This is a genomic window from Erwinia sp. Eh17-17 (assembly GCF_039675725.1).
Taxonomy (GTDB): domain Bacteria; phylum Pseudomonadota; class Gammaproteobacteria; order Enterobacterales; family Enterobacteriaceae; genus Erwinia.
This window is the reverse complement of sequence record NZ_JBDFQT010000001.1, coordinates 699,284-716,867: the sequence shown is the minus strand read 5'-3', so window position 1 is coordinate 716,867 and position 17,584 is coordinate 699,284. Positions and strand designations below refer to the sequence as shown.

At 54.1% G+C, this 17,584-nt stretch carries 19 protein-coding genes; 10 read left to right on the top strand and 9 right to left on the bottom strand.

The genetic code is table 11. The features are described 5' to 3' along the window. The first annotated feature begins 2 nt into the window (after nt 1-2). From trpCF to ABEH87_RS03170, 4 genes are all read left to right on the top strand, one after another. Nucleotides 3-1,370: a bifunctional indole-3-glycerol-phosphate synthase TrpC/phosphoribosylanthranilate isomerase TrpF gene (gene trpCF, locus ABEH87_RS03185; protein WP_346573833.1), complete on the top strand. Its 1,368-nt coding sequence runs from the start codon at nt 3-5 to the stop codon at nt 1,368-1,370. A 14-nt stretch (nt 1,371-1,384) separates the two neighbouring features. Further along, on the top strand, nt 1,385-2,575 hold the full coding sequence (gene trpB, locus ABEH87_RS03180; protein ID WP_346573831.1) for a tryptophan synthase subunit beta: 1,191 nt from the start codon (nt 1,385-1,387) through the stop codon (nt 2,573-2,575). Continuing rightward, complete coding sequence (gene trpA / locus ABEH87_RS03175; protein ID WP_346573829.1) at nt 2,575-3,381, top strand: tryptophan synthase subunit alpha; 807 nt, start codon at nt 2,575-2,577, stop codon at nt 3,379-3,381. Before trpB ends, trpA begins: the two co-directional genes overlap by 1 nt. A gap of 150 nt (nt 3,382-3,531) precedes the next feature. After that, complete coding sequence (locus tag ABEH87_RS03170) at nt 3,532-3,846, top strand: BON domain-containing protein (RefSeq protein ID WP_346573827.1); 315 nt, start codon at nt 3,532-3,534, stop codon at nt 3,844-3,846. A 62-nt stretch (nt 3,847-3,908) separates the two neighbouring features. On the opposite strand, the gene ompW is transcribed toward ABEH87_RS03170, so the two are convergent. Beyond that, nucleotides 3,909-4,541 carry an outer membrane protein OmpW gene (ompW, locus tag ABEH87_RS03165; RefSeq protein ID WP_346573825.1) on the bottom strand — a complete coding sequence of 211 codons (633 nt, stop codon included), beginning with the start codon at nt 4,539-4,541 and terminating at the stop codon, nt 3,909-3,911. Nucleotides 4,542-4,914: 373 nt separating this feature from the next. Between ompW and ABEH87_RS03160 the strand changes: the two genes are divergently transcribed. The 3 genes from ABEH87_RS03160 (at nt 4,915) to yciA (ending at nt 6,765) form a co-directional block, all read left to right on the top strand. Further along, complete coding sequence (locus ABEH87_RS03160) at nt 4,915-5,652, top strand: YciC family protein (RefSeq protein ID WP_346573823.1); 738 nt, start codon at nt 4,915-4,917, stop codon at nt 5,650-5,652. 75 nt (nt 5,653-5,727) lie between these two features. Next, the gene (locus ABEH87_RS03155) at nt 5,728-6,264 is read left to right on the top strand and encodes a septation protein A (RefSeq protein WP_346573821.1); all 537 of its coding nucleotides are present in this window, start codon (nt 5,728-5,730) and stop codon (nt 6,262-6,264) included. Between the two features lie 75 nt (nt 6,265-6,339). Then, complete coding sequence (yciA, locus tag ABEH87_RS03150) at nt 6,340-6,765, top strand: acyl-CoA thioester hydrolase YciA (RefSeq protein WP_346573820.1); 426 nt, start codon at nt 6,340-6,342, stop codon at nt 6,763-6,765. 75 nt (nt 6,766-6,840) lie between these two features. Here the strand turns inward: yciA and tonB are convergent, their stop codons facing one another. Continuing rightward, entirely contained in the window at nt 6,841-7,560 is a 720-nt protein-coding gene (tonB, locus tag ABEH87_RS03145) for a TonB system transport protein TonB (protein WP_346573818.1), read from the bottom strand. Nucleotides 7,561-7,763: 203 nt separating this feature from the next. Between tonB and ABEH87_RS03140 the strand changes: the two genes are divergently transcribed. Next, on the top strand, nt 7,764-8,060 hold the full coding sequence (locus tag ABEH87_RS03140; RefSeq protein WP_346573816.1) for a YciI family protein: 297 nt from the start codon (nt 7,764-7,766) through the stop codon (nt 8,058-8,060). A gap of 40 nt (nt 8,061-8,100) precedes the next feature. Here the strand turns inward: ABEH87_RS03140 and ABEH87_RS03135 are convergent, their stop codons facing one another. Continuing rightward, a complete protein-coding gene (locus ABEH87_RS03135; protein WP_346573814.1) occupies nt 8,101-8,274 on the bottom strand; it encodes a YciY family protein in 174 nt (57 codons plus the stop codon). 162 nt (nt 8,275-8,436) lie between these two features. Here ABEH87_RS03135 and cls point away from each other — a divergent pair, with 162 nt between their 5' ends. Continuing rightward, nucleotides 8,437-9,897: a cardiolipin synthase gene (cls, locus tag ABEH87_RS03130; protein ID WP_346573812.1), complete on the top strand. Its 1,461-nt coding sequence runs from the start codon at nt 8,437-8,439 to the stop codon at nt 9,895-9,897. Between the two features lie 45 nt (nt 9,898-9,942). Next, the gene (locus ABEH87_RS03125; protein ID WP_346573810.1) at nt 9,943-10,266 is read left to right on the top strand and encodes an HI1450 family dsDNA-mimic protein; all 324 of its coding nucleotides are present in this window, start codon (nt 9,943-9,945) and stop codon (nt 10,264-10,266) included. Between the two features lie 15 nt (nt 10,267-10,281). On the opposite strand, the gene ABEH87_RS03120 is transcribed toward ABEH87_RS03125, so the two are convergent. The 6 genes from ABEH87_RS03120 to oppA form a co-directional block, all read right to left on the bottom strand. Continuing rightward, nucleotides 10,282-11,148, bottom strand: coding sequence for an ion transporter (locus ABEH87_RS03120; protein WP_346573808.1), 867 nt, complete (start codon nt 11,146-11,148; stop codon nt 10,282-10,284). 137 nt (nt 11,149-11,285) lie between these two features. After that, complete coding sequence (gene oppF, locus ABEH87_RS03115) at nt 11,286-12,287, bottom strand: murein tripeptide/oligopeptide ABC transporter ATP binding protein OppF (protein WP_346573806.1); 1,002 nt, start codon at nt 12,285-12,287, stop codon at nt 11,286-11,288. Further along, complete coding sequence (locus ABEH87_RS03110) at nt 12,284-13,300, bottom strand: ABC transporter ATP-binding protein (RefSeq protein WP_346573804.1); 1,017 nt, start codon at nt 13,298-13,300, stop codon at nt 12,284-12,286. The genes oppF and ABEH87_RS03110 overlap by 4 nt, the downstream gene beginning before the upstream one ends. An 11-nt stretch (nt 13,301-13,311) precedes the next feature. Continuing rightward, nucleotides 13,312-14,220 (bottom strand): oligopeptide ABC transporter permease OppC, encoded by a 909-nt coding sequence (oppC, locus tag ABEH87_RS03105; protein WP_346573802.1) that lies wholly within the window; start codon nt 14,218-14,220, stop codon nt 13,312-13,314. A gap of 14 nt (nt 14,221-14,234) precedes the next feature. Beyond that, a complete protein-coding gene (gene oppB, locus ABEH87_RS03100; protein ID WP_346573800.1) occupies nt 14,235-15,155 on the bottom strand; it encodes an oligopeptide ABC transporter permease OppB in 921 nt (306 codons plus the stop codon). A gap of 83 nt (nt 15,156-15,238) precedes the next feature. Further along, nucleotides 15,239-16,876, bottom strand: a complete 1,638-nt coding sequence (gene oppA / locus ABEH87_RS03095; protein ID WP_346573798.1) for an oligopeptide ABC transporter substrate-binding protein OppA — start codon at nt 16,874-16,876, stop codon at nt 15,239-15,241. Nucleotides 16,877-17,584: the final 708 nt, after the last annotated feature.

Below are 17,584 nucleotides of genomic sequence, written 5' to 3'. Positions count from 1 at the left end.
TCATGCAGGAAACGGAAACCGTACTCACAAAAATCGTCCAGGATAAAGCGCTGTGGCTGGCGGAACGTCAGCAGCAGCAGCCGCTGGCCACCTTCCAGAATGACATCACTCCCGCTACGCGCAGTTTCTATGATGCGCTGAAAGGCGCCCGTACCGTCTTTATTCTGGAATGTAAGAAAGCCTCTCCGTCCAAAGGGCTGATCCGCGCAGACTTTGACCCGGCGGTGATTGCCGGTGTGTACAAGCACTATGCGTCTGCTATCTCGGTCCTGACGGATGAGAAATACTTTCAGGGAAGCTTTGATTTTCTGCCCATCGTCAGCGGCATTGTCACCCAGCCGGTGCTGTGCAAAGACTTTATTATTGACCCGTACCAGATTTACCTGGCGCGCTACTATAAGGCCGATGCCATCCTGCTGATGCTGTCGGTGCTGAATGACGAGCAGTACCGCCAGCTGGCGGCGGTGGCGCACAGCCTGAATATGGGCGTGCTGACGGAAGTGATCAGTGACGAAGAGCTGGAGCGCGCTACCGCACTGGGTGCGAAGGTGGTCGGCATTAATAACCGCGACCTGCGCGACCTGTCCATCGACCTTGACCGTACCCGCCGCCTGGCCCCGAAAGTTGCCCACGGCGTGACGGTGATCAGCGAGTCCGGCATCAATTGTTATGCGCAGGTGCGCGAGCTGAGCCATTTTGCTAACGGTTTTCTCATCGGTTCTGCACTGATGTCCGAAGAGGATCTTGGCGCAGCGGTACGCCGGGTGATTATCGGTGACAATAAAGTGTGTGGCCTGACGCGTGCAGAGGATGCCCGCAGCGCGCTGGAGGCCGGGGCACTGTACGGCGGTCTGATCTTCGCCGAAGGCTCTCCCCGCCAGATCAGCGTTGAACAGGCACACCAGGTGATGCAGGGAGCCGCCCTGAAGTATGTCGGCGTGTTTCGCAATAATAAAATGAGTGACGTTGTCACCTATGCGCAGCAGCTAAATCTTTCTGCCGTGCAGCTTCACGGTGACGAAGACCGGGACTATGTGACCCAGCTGCGCAGCCAGCTGCCGGAAACAGTGCAGATCTGGAAAGCGTTCAGCATCGGCAATAGCCTGCCCGCCCGCGACTGGGATGACGTTGACCGTTACGTCTTCGACCACGGCAACGGCGGCAGCGGCACCGCCTTTGACTGGGCGCTGCTGCAGGGTGAAAACCTTGATAATGTCTTACTGGCCGGCGGCCTCAGCGCAGATAACTGCGTACAGGCAGCACAGCTTGGCTGTGCGGGGCTGGACTTCAACTCCGGCGTGGAAAGTGCCCCCGGCGTGAAGGATGCCGGTAAAATTGCTTCAGTGTTTCAGACGCTGAAAGCCTACTGATAAGGGAAAATAACATGACCAAATTAAACCCGTATTTTGGTGAATTTGGCGGCATGTACGTGCCGCAGATCCTGATGCCTGCGCTGGAGCAGCTGGAAGAAGCGTTTATCGGCGCACAAAGCGACCCGGCATTTCAGGCGGAATTTACCGATCTGCTGAAAAACTATGCCGGTCGCCCGACCGCTCTGACGCTGTGCAGAAATCTGACAAAAGGCACTAAAACTCGCCTGTACCTGAAGCGCGAAGACCTGCTGCACGGCGGCGCGCACAAAACGAATCAGGTGCTGGGCCAGGCTCTGCTGGCAAAGCGCATGGGTAAAAACGAAATTATCGCTGAAACCGGTGCCGGTCAGCACGGCGTGGCATCTGCCCTTGCCTGCGCTCTGTTGGGCCTGAAGTGCCGTATCTACATGGGCGCCAAAGATATTGAGCGTCAGTCTCCGAACGTGTTTCGCATGAAGCTGATGGGTGCCGAAGTGATCCCGGTACACAGCGGCTCTTCCACGCTGAAAGATGCCTGTAATGAGGCGCTGCGCGACTGGTCGGGCAGCTATGAGACCGCGCACTACATGCTGGGCACTGCGGCGGGCCCGCACCCGTTCCCGACCATCGTGCGTGAGTTCCAGCGCATGATCGGTGAAGAGACCAAAGCACAGATTCTGGAAAAAGAGGGTCGCCTGCCGGATGCGCTGATTGCCTGTGTCGGCGGCGGTTCTAACGCCATCGGCATGTTTGCCGACTTTATTGATGACACCAGCGTTGGCCTGATCGGCGTAGAACCTGCCGGGCACGGTATCGACAGTGGTGAACACGGTGCGCCGCTCAAGCACGGTCGCGTCGGGATCTATTTCGGCATGAAGTCACCGATGATGCAGACCAGCGACGGCCAGATTGAAGAGTCGTACTCCATCTCCGCCGGGCTGGACTTCCCGTCTGTTGGACCGCAGCACGCTCATCTTAACAGCACCGGCCGTGCTGATTACGTTTCAATCACCGACGATGAAGCGCTGGACGCGTTTAAAGCCCTGTGCCGCAGCGAAGGGATTATACCCGCGCTGGAGTCCTCTCACGCGCTGGCCCACGCGCTAAAAATGATGCGCGAGGAGCCGGAGAAAGAACAACTGCTGGTGGTGAACCTTTCCGGCCGTGGCGATAAAGACATTTTCACCGTGCATGACATTTTCACTGCTAAGGGAGAAATCTGATGGAACGTTACGATCTCTGTTTTAAACGCCTGGCAGAGCGTAAAGAAGGCGCGTTTGTCCCCTTCGTCACCCTCGGCGATCCCACGCCGGAACTCTCTTTGCAGATTATTGATGCGCTGGTCGCTGGCGGCGCAGACGCCCTGGAGCTGGGCATTCCGTTCTCCGACCCGCTGGCGGATGGCCCGACGATCCAGAACGCTAACCTGCGTGCCTTCGCAGCAGGCGTGACACCGTCACAATGTTTTGAGATGCTGGCCACCGTGCGCCAGAAATACCCGGAGCTGCCGATTGGCCTGCTGATGTACGCTAACCTGGTGTTCTCCAACGGTATTGATAGCTTCTATGCTCTCTGTCAGAAGGTGGGCGTGGATTCGGTGCTGATTGCCGACGTGCCGGTGGAAGAGTCAGCCCCTTTCCGCCAGTCTGCGATGCGTCATAACGTCGCACCGATCTATATCTGCCCGCCAAACGCCAGCGACGATCTGCTGCGTGAAATCGCGTCGCACGGCCGGGGTTACACCTATCTGCTGTCACGCGCCGGGGTCACCGGTTCGGAAAATCGCGCTAATCTGCCGCTGAAGCATCTGGTCGATAAGCTACGTGAATACCACGCGGCCCCGGCACTGCAGGGCTTTGGTATTTCGGAAGCGTCACAGGTGAAAGAGGCGATCGGTTCCGGCGCGGCCGGGGCGATTTCTGGCTCAGCGATTGTCAGAATCATTGAAAAGAATCTGTCCCAACCGGATGTGATGCTGAAAGAGCTGACTGCCTTTGCCAGCACGCTGAAAGCCGCTACTCTCAGCTAATCTCTGTTAATGCCTTATTGTGGTGATAAGGCATTATTTTCTTTCTATTTCTCACATTTCAAATTTGCTTTCTTGCCTTCTCTGAACAACTATTAATGTGGACCGCACTTATGCTGGTACTGCCTTATGATGATGACAGGGAGAGATGCAATGAAATTGTTTAAAGTCTTATCGGGTTTAGTTATTGCTGCTGTGGTAGCCCTTTCCGTCAGCGCCTGTGCGCCAACGCCAACGAAAGAAGGCACCGGTGGCTATATTGACGATACGGTGGTGACGACCAAGGTGAAAGCGGAGTTACTTGGTGATAAATCGCTGAAGTCGACGGAAATCAACGTTGAAACCTTCAAAGGTCGCGTTCAGCTGAGTGGTTTTGTCAGCTCACCGCAGGCCGCTAACCGTGCCGTGCAGGTGACGCGTGGTGTGGCAGGCGTGAAGTCCGTCGTCAATAATATGCAGATTAAGTAACCTCCTGCTAAATATCAAAAGGCGCGAAATTCGCGCCTTTCTTGTCTCTGATGATGATGGACTCAGAAACGATAGCCCGCGCCGAAGAAGAACACCCACGGGTTAATGTGTGTATCAATGCTCTGGCGATTATCGCCCGCGCTGAAGCGCACTTTGGTGTCGATATCGATGTACCACACGGAAGCGTTTATCATCCAGTCAGGCGTTAACTGATAGTCCAGCCCCAGCTGCCCGGCCACGCCCCAGGTGTTTTTCACACTCAGATTACTCAGCCCGGCATCGCGCCCGGTTTGATTAAAGTCAGTATTATAAAACATGGTGTAGTTAACACCGACACCGGCATACGGCTGCCATTTGCTGGTATCCCCCATGAAATACCACTGAGCCATCAGCGTTGGCGGCAGCTGGTGTACGGTCGCCAGGGTGCCCGTCGAACGCAGGCCGACTTTATGGCGGAACGGCGTGGCGCCCAGCAGCTCAATCCCGATATTATCCGTGGCCATGTAGGTAAAGGTCAGGCCCATCTGAGTATTATTATTCACATGAAATTCGCCCAGCCCCAGCACATCATCAGACCCACCGGTCGGACGGACGGTAGCAGAACCTGCACGAATAAAGAAATCTCCGGCCTGGTGTGCCGAGGCCATCACTGGCAACAATGTGATAACCGACAGTGCAAGTACCTTCAGTTTCATAACCACTCCTTTGTTAAAATTTGTTGTAAGCACGTGACCTGCTGCGAGGCCTTAATGCGAGATGAAGACACATATCTACGCTGATTTACGCTAAATTGCATGTGAATAAAACGCTGTAAACTTGATAAAAAACATAGACTTGATTTAGATCAAATTTCCCGCACTGACCTAATCTTTATCTTATGGCGCCGGAGGGATAAAACAAATTACGGCTTCACCTGGTAAGATTTGGGAAAGTGGCCGGAGATCAAAAAAGGTCAAAAAGAGGGGTAATGCCTTCTTAAATCGAAAGTTATGTCAATCTGAGTGCCAGCACCCCTTCTGAACATGTACAATCGCCGGGTCTATAACACCGGTCTTTCAAGGAGAGTACATGTCTATCACGGCGGGTTCGCTATACCGTGACACGGGGAACTTTTTCCGCCATCAGTTGGTTACTATTGCACTGATGGCGTTACTGACCTCATTTATCACCATGATGATCGGCAAGGCGCTGACGCCCGATGCTGAACAGATGCAGATTCTGGGTGATGGTGCCGCTGGTTCAGCCAGCAGCCTGATGGAGATGGTGCAGAACATGTCACCGGAACAGCAGCACGTCCTGCTGCGTGCTTCAGCGGCAGGGACCTTCGCTTCACTGGTTGGAAATGTGCTGTTGCTGGGCGGTATGTTGTGCCTGATCCCAATGGTGTCTTCCGGCCAGCGTGTGAGCGCCCTGCGCGCTATCGGCGCTTCGGCTCCGTATCTGCCGCGTCTGTTACTGATGACATTTTTGATGACGCTGGTTATCCAGCTCGGCTTTATGGTGCTGGTCGTTCCCGGTGTACTGTTCGCCGTCACTCTGGCGCTGTCGCCGGTGATCCTGGCAACAGAAAAAGTCGGTGTCTTCGCTGCTATGCGCGCCAGCGTCCGTCTTGGATGGCGTCAGATGCGACTGATTGCTCCCGCAGTGGTGTTATGGATTGTGGCAAAACTGATCCTCCTGCTGCTGGCCTCTTCACTGCTGAGCCTGCCGCCCGATGTGGCCTCCGTGGTGATCAATGCGCTGAGCAATCTGGTGTCAGCCATTCTGATTATCTATCTGTCACGCCTCTATATGCTGTTACGTTAATTAATCAGGATTGCCTCGACAGAGGCAATCCACTGGTTAATCATATTGCGGTTTAGTCTGTTACCTGGAAGCGCTATGAAGCAGTTACTCGACTTTCTCCCCCTGGTAGTGTTTTTTGTTTTCTACAAGCTGTACGACATCTTCGTCGCCTCTGGTGCGCTGATCGTCGCCTCCGGTCTTGCGCTGGTCGTCAGCTGGATGCTGTACCGTAAGCTGGAAAAAATGTCGCTGATTACCTTCGCTCTGGTGGCCGTATTTGGCACCCTGACGATCGCATTCCACAACCCGGACTTTATTAAGTGGAAAGTGACCATCATTTACGGTCTGTTTACCGCTGCTCTGCTGTTCAGCCAGCTGTTTATGAAACAGCCGCTGATTCAGAAAATGTTAGGTAAAGAGATCCAGCTGCCTGAATTCGCCTGGCGTCGCCTGAATATTGCCTGGGCGCTGTTTTTCCTCGCCTGCGGCCTGGCAAATATTTATGTCGCGTTCTGGCTCTCTCAGGATACCTGGATGAACTTCAAAGTCTTTGGTCTGAGCGCACTCACCCTGCTGTTCACACTGCTAAGCGGCGTCTATATTTATCGTCTGATGCCACAAGAAGAAAAATAACCGTCCTGCGCCCGGCAGCCACCTGCCAGGCGCGTTATATCATTTTCGGAAGTCAGCAATTTCGAGAGCACAACAATGAGTGAACAACAGAGATTACCGCAGGGCGAGATGGTGCTGCGTACATTAGCGATGCCTGCAGATACCAATGCCAATGGCGATATTTTTGGTGGCTGGCTGATGTCACAGATGGATATCGGCGGCGCCATTCTGGCAAAAGAGCTGGCGGAAGGACGCGTGGTGACGGTACGTGCAGACGGGATGACCTTTCTGAAACCCGTCGCGGTAGGCGATGTCGTCTCCTGCCACGCCCGCTGCATCCGTACCGGTACCAGTTCGATTACGGTCAATATTGAGGTGTGGATTAAAAAGGTCTCTTCTGAGCCTATCGGACAGCGCTACTGCACAACGGAAGCCGTATTTATCTATGTCGCGGTCGATCAGGATGGAAAACCGCGCCCGCTTCCGGAAGGCAAAAGTCATTTCGAGTTAAAACCAGAATAATTCCCCGCGCTTCAGCTTATTCATGTTCGCTACAGCCTGACAATCGCCCCGCTGTAGCGCAACATGACGTAACGATCACTCAATACTCGAGCCGCCATTAATTTTAAACACAATATTCATGGTGATGTCTTTACCCGGTTTACCCGCCTCATAACGCCATTTTCGCATTGCCTGCTTCACTTCACGTTCAAACATGTTACGCGGCTCGGCTGATAAAATACGGATGTTATCAACCTGACCTGAACTGTCGACGTCAAACTGCACGCGTACGCGGCCCTCTATACGCAGCGCAAAGGCACGAGAGGGATAAGACGGCTTGCCAACGGTGAGTGCGCGAGGGCCGGCTGAGACGGCCGTAGAGGGTGCCTGCGACGTCTTCGGCGCCGTGGACGGACGCGTCTGCTCGGCTGGCCGGGTTTCCACCGGTGCAGCAGGACGCGGTTTCTCTTCGCGCTTCGGCTTCACCACCTCTTTTTTCACCGGTTTGGGTTTCGGTTTCGGTTTTGGCTTCGGCTCAGGTTTGGGTATCGGCACCGGCTCAGGTTTCGGCGGCTCCGGAACGGGCTCAGGCTCCGGCTCCGGTTCTGGCTCAACGACAGGCGCGGCCGGCTGAGGTTCCGGCTGAACTTCAGGGGCCACCAGCGACACGCTAATGGGCTGAGACGCTTTAGGCATGTCGACCACCTGATGAAATGAGGCATACAGCAGTGCCCCGATCACCGATCCATGCAGTACGACTGAAATCAGCAATGGCAGAGGCGAGCGGCGAGGTAGATCAGTTATTAGCGTCGTCATAATCTTTCTGGTCAACAGGTGAAGGGGTGATTTTAAATGCAAATAGCAATCAATTTCAATAACCTCTCACGCTGAATCACCAATTTGCGCTTTAAAGCTTAACAACCTGACCTTCATCAAGGGCAAATTATCTTTCGTTTGCACAAATGTTAACGATCACTTAACGTGATGCCGAATCTCATCCCCTATCAGGAGTTTTGAAGGTGCTCTACGTAATTTACGCTGAAGATAATGCTGACTCACTGGATAAACGCACCGCTGTGCGCCCTGCTCATCTCGCGCGCCTGCAGTTACTGCGTGACGAAGGTCGTCTGATTATCGCCGGCCCGATGCCTGCGGTGGATACCAATGAGCCGGGCGTGGCGGGCTTCAGTGGTTCAACGATCATTGCTGAGTTCTCTTCACTGGAAGCAGCACAGTCATGGGCGCAGGACGATCCGTATATTGCTGCCGGCGTGTACAAAGACGTTGCCGTTAAGCCGTTTAAACGCGCTTTCTAAACGGGCTTCCGGCGGTGTCTCCCGCCGCCGGGGGTACCGGCTAGTGATGCTGAGTAATGAATAAAATCGAACGACGCTGCTGCTGGCCGACCATATGACGGAAGGCGTGCATGCGGCCATAGCGGCGCGACTGCCCTTCTAACCACCGTGCCCGGCGACGCTGAACCTGGCGGCTCATACGCCAGCGCGCAACTTCATTTCTGCTTCGTCTCATGACATCCTCAGTCTGCACATCCAAAACTCGCGACGCATTATAGACCTTTCTCTCTGGCTGCCAGGTCCGATGAGTTTTACCTGATATACGGTATAAGGGTTTCCAGCATGCGGATCTGCACGTAAACTCCTAAGACTTCTGCGTGAACAGGATTTTCACTTAATGACCACTTTTTACACCGTGATGAGCTGGCTGCTGGTATTCGGATACTGGCTACTGATTGCCAGCGTCACCCTGCGCATTTTGATGAAGCGGCGCGCGGTGCCATCAGCGATGGCCTGGCTGTTGATTATCTATATTCTGCCCCTGGTGGGTATTATCGCTTATCTCTCGTTTGGTGAATTACATCTCGGTAAACGTCGGGCGGAACGTGCGCGCACGATGTGGCCCTCTACCGCTCGCTGGCTTAACGAACTTAAATCCAGCCATCATATTTTTGCTGAGACCAACAGTGACGTTGCCCGTTCGCTGTTTCAGCTTTGTGAGAATCGCCAGGGGATCGCCGGAGTAAAAGGCAATCAGCTGCAGCTGCTGACCAGCACCGACGACACACTGCGCACCCTGGTGCGCGATATTCAGCTGGCGCGTCATAATATTGAGATGGTGTTCTATATCTGGCAGCCCGGTGGTCAGGCCGATGAAGTCGCCGAAGCGCTGATGGCCGCTGCCCGCCGGGGAGTTCACTGCCGTCTGATGCTGGATTCCGCAGGCAGCGTCGAATTCTTCCGCAGCCCGTGGCCTGCCATGATGCGCAATGCCGGGGTGGATGTGGTCGAAGCCCTGAAAGTCAGCCTGCTGCGTGTTTTCCTGCGGCGCATGGATTTGCGTCAGCACCGTAAGGTGGTGTTGATTGACAACTACATTGCCTATACCGGCAGTATGAATCTTGTCGATCCGCGCTTCTTTAAACAGGATGCTGGCGTCGGCCAGTGGGTCGACCTGATGGCGCGCATGGAAGGTCCGGTAGCGACCACGATGGGCATCATTTACTCCTGCGACTGGGAAATTGAAACCGGCAAACGCATTTTGCCGCCGCCGCCTGACGATAACGTCATGCCCTTTGAAGCTGAAAGTGGCCACACCATTCAGGTGATCGCCTCAGGCCCCGGCTTCCCGGAGGATATGATCCACCAGGCGCTGCTGACGGCGGTCTATTCCGCGCGCGAGCAGCTGATTATGACCACCCCCTACTTTGTGCCAAGTGACGACCTGTTGCATGCCATCTGTACGGCGGCGTATCGTGGCGTTGAGGTCACCATTATTGTGCCACGGCGCAATGATTCGATGCTGGTCGGCTGGGCTAGCCGCGCCTTCTTCGGTGAGCTGCTTGAGGCCGGGGTGAAAATTTATCAGTTTGAAGGCGGCCTGCTGCATACGAAAAGCATTCTGGTTGACGGACAGCTGAGCCTGGTCGGCACGGTGAACCTGGATATGCGCAGCCTGTGGCTGAATTTTGAAATCACGCTGGTGATTGATGATGACGGTTTTGGCAGTGACCTGGCCCGCGTACAGGAAGATTATATCGCACGTTCACGTCTGGTTGACGCTCAGCGCTGGTCACGCCGTGCCTACTGGCAGCGTATCGTTGAACGACTGTTTTACTTCTTCAGTCCATTGCTGTAAAACGAGCGAAATGCACAGCGCCCAACGGGCATTACAGGAAATGTTATGGATTTAAATAACCGCCTTACCGAAGATGAAACCCTGGAACAGGCTTACGATATTTTCCTTGAACTGGCGGTGGATAATCTCGACCCGGCCGACGTGATTCTGTTTAATCTTCAGTTTGAAGAGCGCGGCGGCGCAGAGCTGTTCGACCCGTCAGAGGACTGGGCTGAGCACGTTGATTTCGATCTCAATCCGGACTTCTTTGCGGAAGTGGTTATCGGTCTGGGTGAAGAAGATGGTGAACCGATCACCGACGTCTTTGCCCGCGTGCTGCTCTGCCGTGAAAAGGATCATAAGCTCTGCCATATTCTGTGGAAAGAGTAAGCAACATCTCCGCCATCAGGCCGGCTTAATGCCGGCCTGATTCGTTTTATCCTCCAGCGCTCCGCCACAGCGTTTGCAGAACGTTGCATCGTCATCATGCCCACTGATTTTGCACTCTGAACAGCGTCGCCGGTGGCGATTACGCTGCATCACATCGGTCATGTAGGAGCTCATCACTCCGGTAGGAATGGCAATCAGTGAATAGCCCAGCAGGATCAGCACCGAAGAGATCATCCGCCCCATTGGAGTATGCGGCGTAATATCCCCGTAGCCGACCGTGGTCATCGTCACCACCGCCCAGTACAGGGAGACCGGCAGGCTGGTAAATCCGTGCTCCGGGCCTTCAATGACATACATCAGCCCGCCGAAAAGGCAGAGCAAAATCATCACGCCACCAAAGAACAGAAACAGTTTTTTGCGCGCGCTGACCAGGCTGTCCCACAGCACATTGGCCGACCCCATGTAACGCAGCAGTTTAATCAACCTCAGCAGACGCAGAACGCGCAGCAGTCGCAGCGCCATCATGTAGCGCAGCGCAATATCCGGCCAGAGCCAGAAAATATACAGCGGAAGCGTGGTAATCAGGTCGATGATGCCATAAAAACTGACGGCATAGCGCAGTGGCCGGGGTGAGGTGTACAACCGTAACAGGTATTCCAGCGTGAACAGCAGAGTAAAGATGTATTCCAGCAGGAGAAAGAACGAGGGTTCTGTTAATTTCACGGCCACGCTGTGCGGTTCAGCAGACTCGATAAATAGCGTCAGTACGCTGGTCAGTGTCGTGATAATCCAGAAAATTTCTAACAGTCGGCCGGAAGGCGTGTGGGGGTCAAACAGAAAGAGATGAAGACGTTGCCGCCAGTCTGGTGGGTTACTGCTCATTGGTTTCTCCGACAATCCTTTGCGAAGGCGTATTTTGGCGGCGGAGGAAAGAAGATCAAGCACTATAAGAATGAAAGTAAAAAACCCGCATTGAAAGCTCAATGCGGGAAGATAACGAGGTCAGACAGAAATAAAAATCAGAGCGGATCGACTTTCAGGCAGGAGACAGCATGGTGGAAGCTGCCCTCCAGCAGAGGCCGCGTCTTAGCGCATTCGGGGCCGGCAATCGGGCAACGGGTGCGGAATACACAGCCTGATGGCGGGTTGATCGGTGACGGCAGTTCCCCTTCCAGCAGCTGAATCACTTTCTGCTTTTCAAGGTCTGGATCCGGGATCGGCACCGCCGACATCAGCGCACGAGTGTAAGGATGCTGCGGGTTCTGATACACCTCTTTATAGGTGCCCAGCTCCACGGCGTGACCCAGGTACATCACCAGCACGCGGTCAGAAATGTGTTTCACTACCGCCAGATCGTGCGCGATGAAGATCAGTGAAAGCCCCATTTCACGCTGGAGCTGCTGGAGCAGATTAACTACCTGCGCCTGAATCGAAACATCCAGCGCTGAGACGGGTTCATCACAGATAATCAGCTTCGGTTCGAGGATCAGCGCACGCGCAATACCAATGCGCTGGCACTGGCCGCCTGAGAATTCGTGAGGATAGCGGTTGATCAGGTTAGGCAGCAGCCCGACCTTCATCATCATCGCCTTCACGCGGTCTTTCACTTCCTGACGCGGCATCTGAGGATGATAGGTGCGCAGCGGCTCGGCGATGATCTCCCCGATATTCATACGCGGGTTCAGTGACGCCAGCGGATCCTGGAAAATCATCTGGATATCGCTGCGCGCTGCGCGCCACTCGTCGGCGCTCTGCCCCAGCAGGTCGCGCCCCAGCCAGGCAACGCGCCCTTCTGTCGCTTTCACCAGGCCAATAATTGCCCGCGCCAGCGTGGATTTACCACAGCCGGACTCGCCGACCACGCCCAGGGTTTCCCCCTCATACAAACGCAGGCTGACGCCATCAACGGCCTTCAGCGTTTTGGGCGGCTGCCAGAACCACTGACGCCCGTCTTTAATATCGAAATGCACCTTGAGATCGGCGATTTCCAGTAATACTTTTTTCTCAGCAACCGTTGTCATACCAGCTCCTCCACGGGCTTAAAGCAGGCTCGCAGTCGTCCATCACCAAAAGCGGCCAGAGGCGGCGCGCTGGAACAGATGTCCATCGCATGCGGGCAGCGCGGCTGGAACGGACAGCCCTTCGGCAGGCGTGACAGGTTAGGCGGATTGCCAGGGATGGTCATCAGCGTTTCACCTTCATCGGCATCCAGACGCGGTACTGCGTTCAGCAGCCCAATAGAGTATGGATGTGAGGGATGATAGAAGACATCTCGCGCTTTGCCATACTCCATGGTGCGCCCGGCGTACATCACCATCACCTGATCACAGATCCCGGCGACGACGCCGAGGTCGTGGGTGATCATGATAATGGCCGTGTTGAATTCCCGCTTCAGCTCGTTCAGCAGGGTCATAATCTGTGCCTGCACCGTGACGTCAAGCGCGGTGGTCGGCTCATCGGCAATCAGCAGCTTTGGACGGCACAGCAGCGCCATGGCGATCATCACGCGCTGGCGCATGCCGCCGGAGAATTCGTGCGGGAACATCTTCATACGCTTACGCGCTTCCGGCATTTTCACCGCGTCCAGCATGCGGACCGACTCTTCGAAGGCCTGAGCGGCGCTCATGCCTTTGTGCAGCTGGAGCACTTCCATCAGCTGCTCGCCCACGCGCATATAAGGGTTAAGCGAGGTCATCGGGTCCTGAAAGATCATCGCTATCTGTTCAGCACGCAGCCGGTTGAGCTGTTTCTCCGGCAGGTTGAGGATCTCACTGCCGTTAAAGCGCGCCGAACCGCCGATGCGCCCGTTACTCGCCAGCAGGCCCATCAGGGCGAATGCTGTCTGCGATTTACCGGAACCGGACTCCCCGACAATACCGAGGGTCTCACCGGCACTCAGGCTGAAATTCAGGTCATTAACCGCCGTTACATCACCGTCAGGGGTGCTGAAAGTCACGCGAAGGTCTTTCACATCCAGCAGCCGTTCGCTTCCCTGGGTTTTTGCCTTTGCAGGCTGTAGTTCAATTACGCTCATTGGGAAACTCCTTAACGGTCTTTCGGGTCGAGGGCATCACGCAGGCCATCGCCGATAAAGTTGAAGCAGAACAGAGTGATCACCAGAAAACCGGCTGGATACAGCAGCAGCCACGGCGACACTTCCATTGAGTTTGCACCGTCGCTGAGCAAGGCTCCCCAGCTACTCAGAGGTTCCTGCGTACCCAGACCGAGGAAGCTCAGGAAGGATTCAAACAGGATCATGCTGGGTACCAGCAGTGAGGCATACACCACCACTACCCCAAGCACGTTCGGCACAATATGGCGCAGGACGATGTTGAACGTCGAGACGCCGCCCACTTCTGCCGCTTCAATAAATTCTTTACGCTTCAGGCTCAGCGTCTGACCGCGGACGATACGCGCCATATCCAGCCACGACACCATGCCAATAGCCACGAAGATCAGCAGAATGTTCTGACCAAAGAAGGTCACCAGCAAAATGACGAAGAACATAAACGGGAAGGAGTTAAGGATCTCCAGCAGACGCATCATCACGGAGTCGGTACGGCCACCGAGATAACCGGCCAGCGTCCCGTAAAGCGTGCCAAGCACCACCGCCACCAGCGCGGCCGCGATACCCACCATCAGCGAGATGCGCCCGCCGATAGCCACGCGTACCAGCAGGTCGCGGCCTGAGGAGTCAGTGCCCATGTAGTGGCCGGAACTCATATCCGGTGCCGCTGACATCATTGCCCAGTCAGTGTCGTCGTAGGTGAACTGCGACAGCATGGGGGCAAAAATCACAAACAGCGCCACCAGCAGCAGCACAAACAGGCTGGCTACCGCCGCACGGTTATGGATAAAACGGCGGCGTGCATCCTGCCACAGGCTGCGCCCTTCGATCTCAAGCTTTTCACTGAAATTCTCCAGAGCTTCGCTGTTTTTCTTAACAAAAATCATCTCCAGCTCCTGGATCAGTAACGAATTTTTGGATCGATGACCGCGTACAGCACGTCAACAATCGCATTGAATAAAATGGTCAACGCCCCGACCAGAATGGTCAGGCTTAATACCAGCGAGTAGTCACGGTTCAACGCGCCGTTAACAAACAGCTGACCGATGCCCGGCAGACCATAGATGGTTTCAATCACCATCGAACCGGTAATGATGCCAACAAACGCCGGCCCCAGGTAGGAAAGCACCGGCAGCAGCGCGGGTTTCAGCGCGTGGCGCAGCACGATGCGGTGCATCGGCAGGCCTTTGGCGCGCGCGGTACGAATGAAGTTAGAATGCAGTACTTCAATCATCGACCCACGGGTGATACGCGCGATACTGGCGATATAAGCCAGTGACAGCGCCACCATCGGCAGGATCATAAATTTCAGCGACCCTCCGTTCCATCCACCGCCAGGAAGCCACTTCAGAGTGATGGAAAACAGCAGGACCAGCAGCGGTGCTACGACAAAGCTGGGGATGACGATCCCCGTCATCGCCACGCCCATGACGGCATAATCCCATCGGGTGTTTTGCTTCAGCGCCGCAATGACGCCTGCCGTCACGCCCAGCACCAGTGCAAACAGGAACGCGGCCGCCCCCAGTTTGGCAGAAACGGGGAAGGACCCGGCGACCAGATCGTTAACGGTGTAATCTTTGTATTTAAACGACGGACCAAAATCTCCGTGCGCCAGCTGTTTCAGATAGCTGCCGTACTGGGTGAGGATGGGATCGTTCAAATGATATTTGGCCTCAATGTTGGCCATAACTTCAGGTGACAACGTGCGCTCACCGGTAAAAGGGCTACCGGGTGCCAGACGCATCATAAAGAATGAGATGGTGATCAGAATAAATAGCGTCGGAATCGCTTCAAGAAAACGACGAAAAATGAATTTTAACATTGCCCTACCTGCCCGGCTTACTGCCACAACACTGCTCGAAAAAAGGCCTGCCGGGGAAGGTTTACCCTCCCCGGCGCCGGTCATTAATGTTTGATGATATACAGGTTTTTGTCGTAAACGTTATCCAGTGGATCTTTACCGGTATAGCCACCGACGTAAGGTTTCACCAGACGGGCATTCACGTAGTAGTAAACCGGCACGATGACAGAATCCTTATCGAGGATTTTTTCAGCATCGGCATAGCGGGTCGCACGGGTCGCTTCATCTGGCGAGGCCAGCGCAGCATCCATCGCTTTATCAAACGCCTCACTCTTATAGTGTGAGGTATTGTTGCTGCTGTTCGACTGCATGGTGCCTAAGAAGGTCGTTGGCTCATTGTAGTCAGCACACCAGCCGGCACGGGCAACGTCAAAGTTACCCTGATGACGGGTATCAAGGAACGTTTTCCACTCCTGGTTTTCCAGCTTAACGTTAACACCCAGATTTTTCTTCCAGATGGACGAGGCAGCAATGGCCAGCTTTTTGTGCAGGTCGGAGGTGTTGTACAGCAGACTGAAGGTCAGCGGCTTGTCGGCGGTATAACCGGCTTCAGCCAGTAATTTCTTCGCTTCTTCGTTACGTTTTTCCTGTGACCAGCCGAACCACTCAGGCGGAGTCAGTTTAATCCCTTCAGTGTAAGGTGGGGTGTAGCTGTAGGCTGGCAGATCGCCCTGGCCTTTCACCTTGGTGACGATGATGTCACGGTCAATACCCAGCTTCAGCGCGGCACGTACGCGCGGGTCGTTGAACGGAGGCTTCTGGTTGTTGATTTCGTAGTAGTAAGTACAGAGATAAGGATCAACGTGTACTTCTGTCGGGATATCTTTTTTCAGCTTCTGGAACAGCTCGATCGGCATGTTGTTATAGGTCATATCACTGCCGCCGCTGCGATAGCGGTTAACGTCGGTCACTTCAGAAGAGATCGGCAGGAAGGTGACTTTGTCCAGTTTGGTATCTTTATTGTCCCAGTATTCGGTATTACGTACCAGCACGATGCGTTCGTTAACCACCCACTCTGACAGTTTAAAGGCACCGTTACCCACCCAGTTTGCTGGCTGAGTCCACTTATCACCAAATTTGTCTACGGCCGGTTTGTACACCGGTGACATGGAAGGATGGATCAGCAGCTTGTAGAAATACGGTACCGGTTCGCTGAGCGTCACTTCCAGCGTGTTGGCATCAATCGCTTTCACACCCAGGGTATCCGGGCTTTTTTTACCGGTAATGATATCGTCGATATTCGCCAGGTGGCCATACTGCAGATAGCTGGCATAAGGAGAGGCGGTTTTAGGGTCAGCCAGGCGCTGCCAGCTGTAAACGAAATCCTGTGCGGTCACCGGCTCGCCGTTTGACCATTTTGCATCTTTACGCAGGTGGAATGTCCACACCTTGCTCTCTTTGTTGTCCCAGCTTTCTGCCACGCCAGGGATCGGATGCCCCTGTGAATCGCTGATAACCAGACCTTCAAGCACATCGCGATTTACGTTGGACTCAGGTACGCCTTCAATTTTGTGCGGATCAAGCGACTGTAGCTCCGCCCCATTCCCTTTCACCAGCTCCTGTTTTGCGGCCAGTTCTACGCCCGCAGGTACGGTAGCGGCCAGCGCCATATTTCCCGTCATTGAGCCCAGCGCAGCCATCACGCCAGCGGCGATCAGACTTTTCTTCGTGATGTTGGTCATTTTATTACTCACTCCTGTTTTTATTAAAAGCGACGAGTGCCAGGCACCGTGGCGATCCCATTCAGGGAAAACTTCACCGGGCAGCGGAACGAGGCCGCCCGGTTTGTTTTTTTTATACTCATACTGCGAGGACTGCTTGCTATCACCCTTCAGCGCCCGGCCAGGCCGTACGCTGTCGTGTCCGATACGGTGTCAGGTTATGGCGTACTAACCTGCTTCTCAAACCCCAGCCTCTGGTTTGCATTTCCAGTGCCAGTTTTTCCGCTACGTCTGGAAAATTATCAGAAGGGTCTCATTTGCGCTAAAGCTAAATACTAAAAATGTTAACCATTTCTCTTTTATCATGATAAAAAGCAGGGGCAAAGTGTTATTTATCATCGAAAAATAACAGATAACATTATGATTTTTATTAATAAAAAGGATAGAAAGTCAAAAAAAGAACAAAAACAAAACACTTTCCGTGTGTTTTATAGGCAAATATGGCTGAAAAATAGAAAAGACCCTTACAATCACTACACTTTTCCATAATAGAAGCAGTTTTAACTAAAAAAAATGCCGCAAGCAGTCATACCAACATGTGAAGAAAATAACATCCAACATATACACTTGGCGTTAATGTCGGTTTGCAGTAATTACATTAATAATTCATCTACAGCATTAAGATAAATGAATATTTGCACCAATGTGATGCATCAAAACCGTGCAATG

What these genes read in the sequence shown, in the direction of transcription:
- trpCF (WP_346573833.1), top strand. Translation starts at nt 3, where the DNA reads ATGCAGGAAACGGAAACCGTACTCACAAAAATCGTCCAGGATAAAGCG.
- trpB (WP_346573831.1), top strand. Translation starts at nt 1,385, where the DNA reads ATGACCAAATTAAACCCGTATTTTGGTGAATTTGGCGGCATGTACGTG.
- trpA (WP_346573829.1), top strand. Translation starts at nt 2,575, where the DNA reads ATGGAACGTTACGATCTCTGTTTTAAACGCCTGGCAGAGCGTAAAGAA.
- ABEH87_RS03170 (WP_346573827.1), top strand. Translation starts at nt 3,532, where the DNA reads ATGAAATTGTTTAAAGTCTTATCGGGTTTAGTTATTGCTGCTGTGGTA.
- ompW (WP_346573825.1), bottom strand. Translation starts at nt 4,541, where the DNA reads ATGAAACTGAAGGTACTTGCACTGTCGGTTATCACATTGTTGCCAGTG.
- ABEH87_RS03160 (WP_346573823.1), top strand. Translation starts at nt 4,915, where the DNA reads ATGTCTATCACGGCGGGTTCGCTATACCGTGACACGGGGAACTTTTTC.
- ABEH87_RS03155 (WP_346573821.1), top strand. Translation starts at nt 5,728, where the DNA reads ATGAAGCAGTTACTCGACTTTCTCCCCCTGGTAGTGTTTTTTGTTTTC.
- yciA (WP_346573820.1), top strand. Translation starts at nt 6,340, where the DNA reads ATGAGTGAACAACAGAGATTACCGCAGGGCGAGATGGTGCTGCGTACA.
- tonB (WP_346573818.1), bottom strand. Translation starts at nt 7,560, where the DNA reads ATGACGACGCTAATAACTGATCTACCTCGCCGCTCGCCTCTGCCATTG.
- ABEH87_RS03135 (WP_346573814.1), bottom strand. Translation starts at nt 8,274, where the DNA reads ATGAGACGAAGCAGAAATGAAGTTGCGCGCTGGCGTATGAGCCGCCAG.
- cls (WP_346573812.1), top strand. Translation starts at nt 8,437, where the DNA reads ATGACCACTTTTTACACCGTGATGAGCTGGCTGCTGGTATTCGGATAC.
- ABEH87_RS03125 (WP_346573810.1), top strand. Translation starts at nt 9,943, where the DNA reads ATGGATTTAAATAACCGCCTTACCGAAGATGAAACCCTGGAACAGGCT.
- ABEH87_RS03120 (WP_346573808.1), bottom strand. Translation starts at nt 11,148, where the DNA reads ATGAGCAGTAACCCACCAGACTGGCGGCAACGTCTTCATCTCTTTCTG.
- oppF (WP_346573806.1), bottom strand. Translation starts at nt 12,287, where the DNA reads ATGACAACGGTTGCTGAGAAAAAAGTATTACTGGAAATCGCCGATCTC.
- ABEH87_RS03110 (WP_346573804.1), bottom strand. Translation starts at nt 13,300, where the DNA reads ATGAGCGTAATTGAACTACAGCCTGCAAAGGCAAAAACCCAGGGAAGC.
- oppC (WP_346573802.1), bottom strand. Translation starts at nt 14,220, where the DNA reads ATGATTTTTGTTAAGAAAAACAGCGAAGCTCTGGAGAATTTCAGTGAA.
- oppB (WP_346573800.1), bottom strand. Translation starts at nt 15,155, where the DNA reads ATGTTAAAATTCATTTTTCGTCGTTTTCTTGAAGCGATTCCGACGCTA.
- oppA (WP_346573798.1), bottom strand. Translation starts at nt 16,876, where the DNA reads ATGACCAACATCACGAAGAAAAGTCTGATCGCCGCTGGCGTGATGGCT.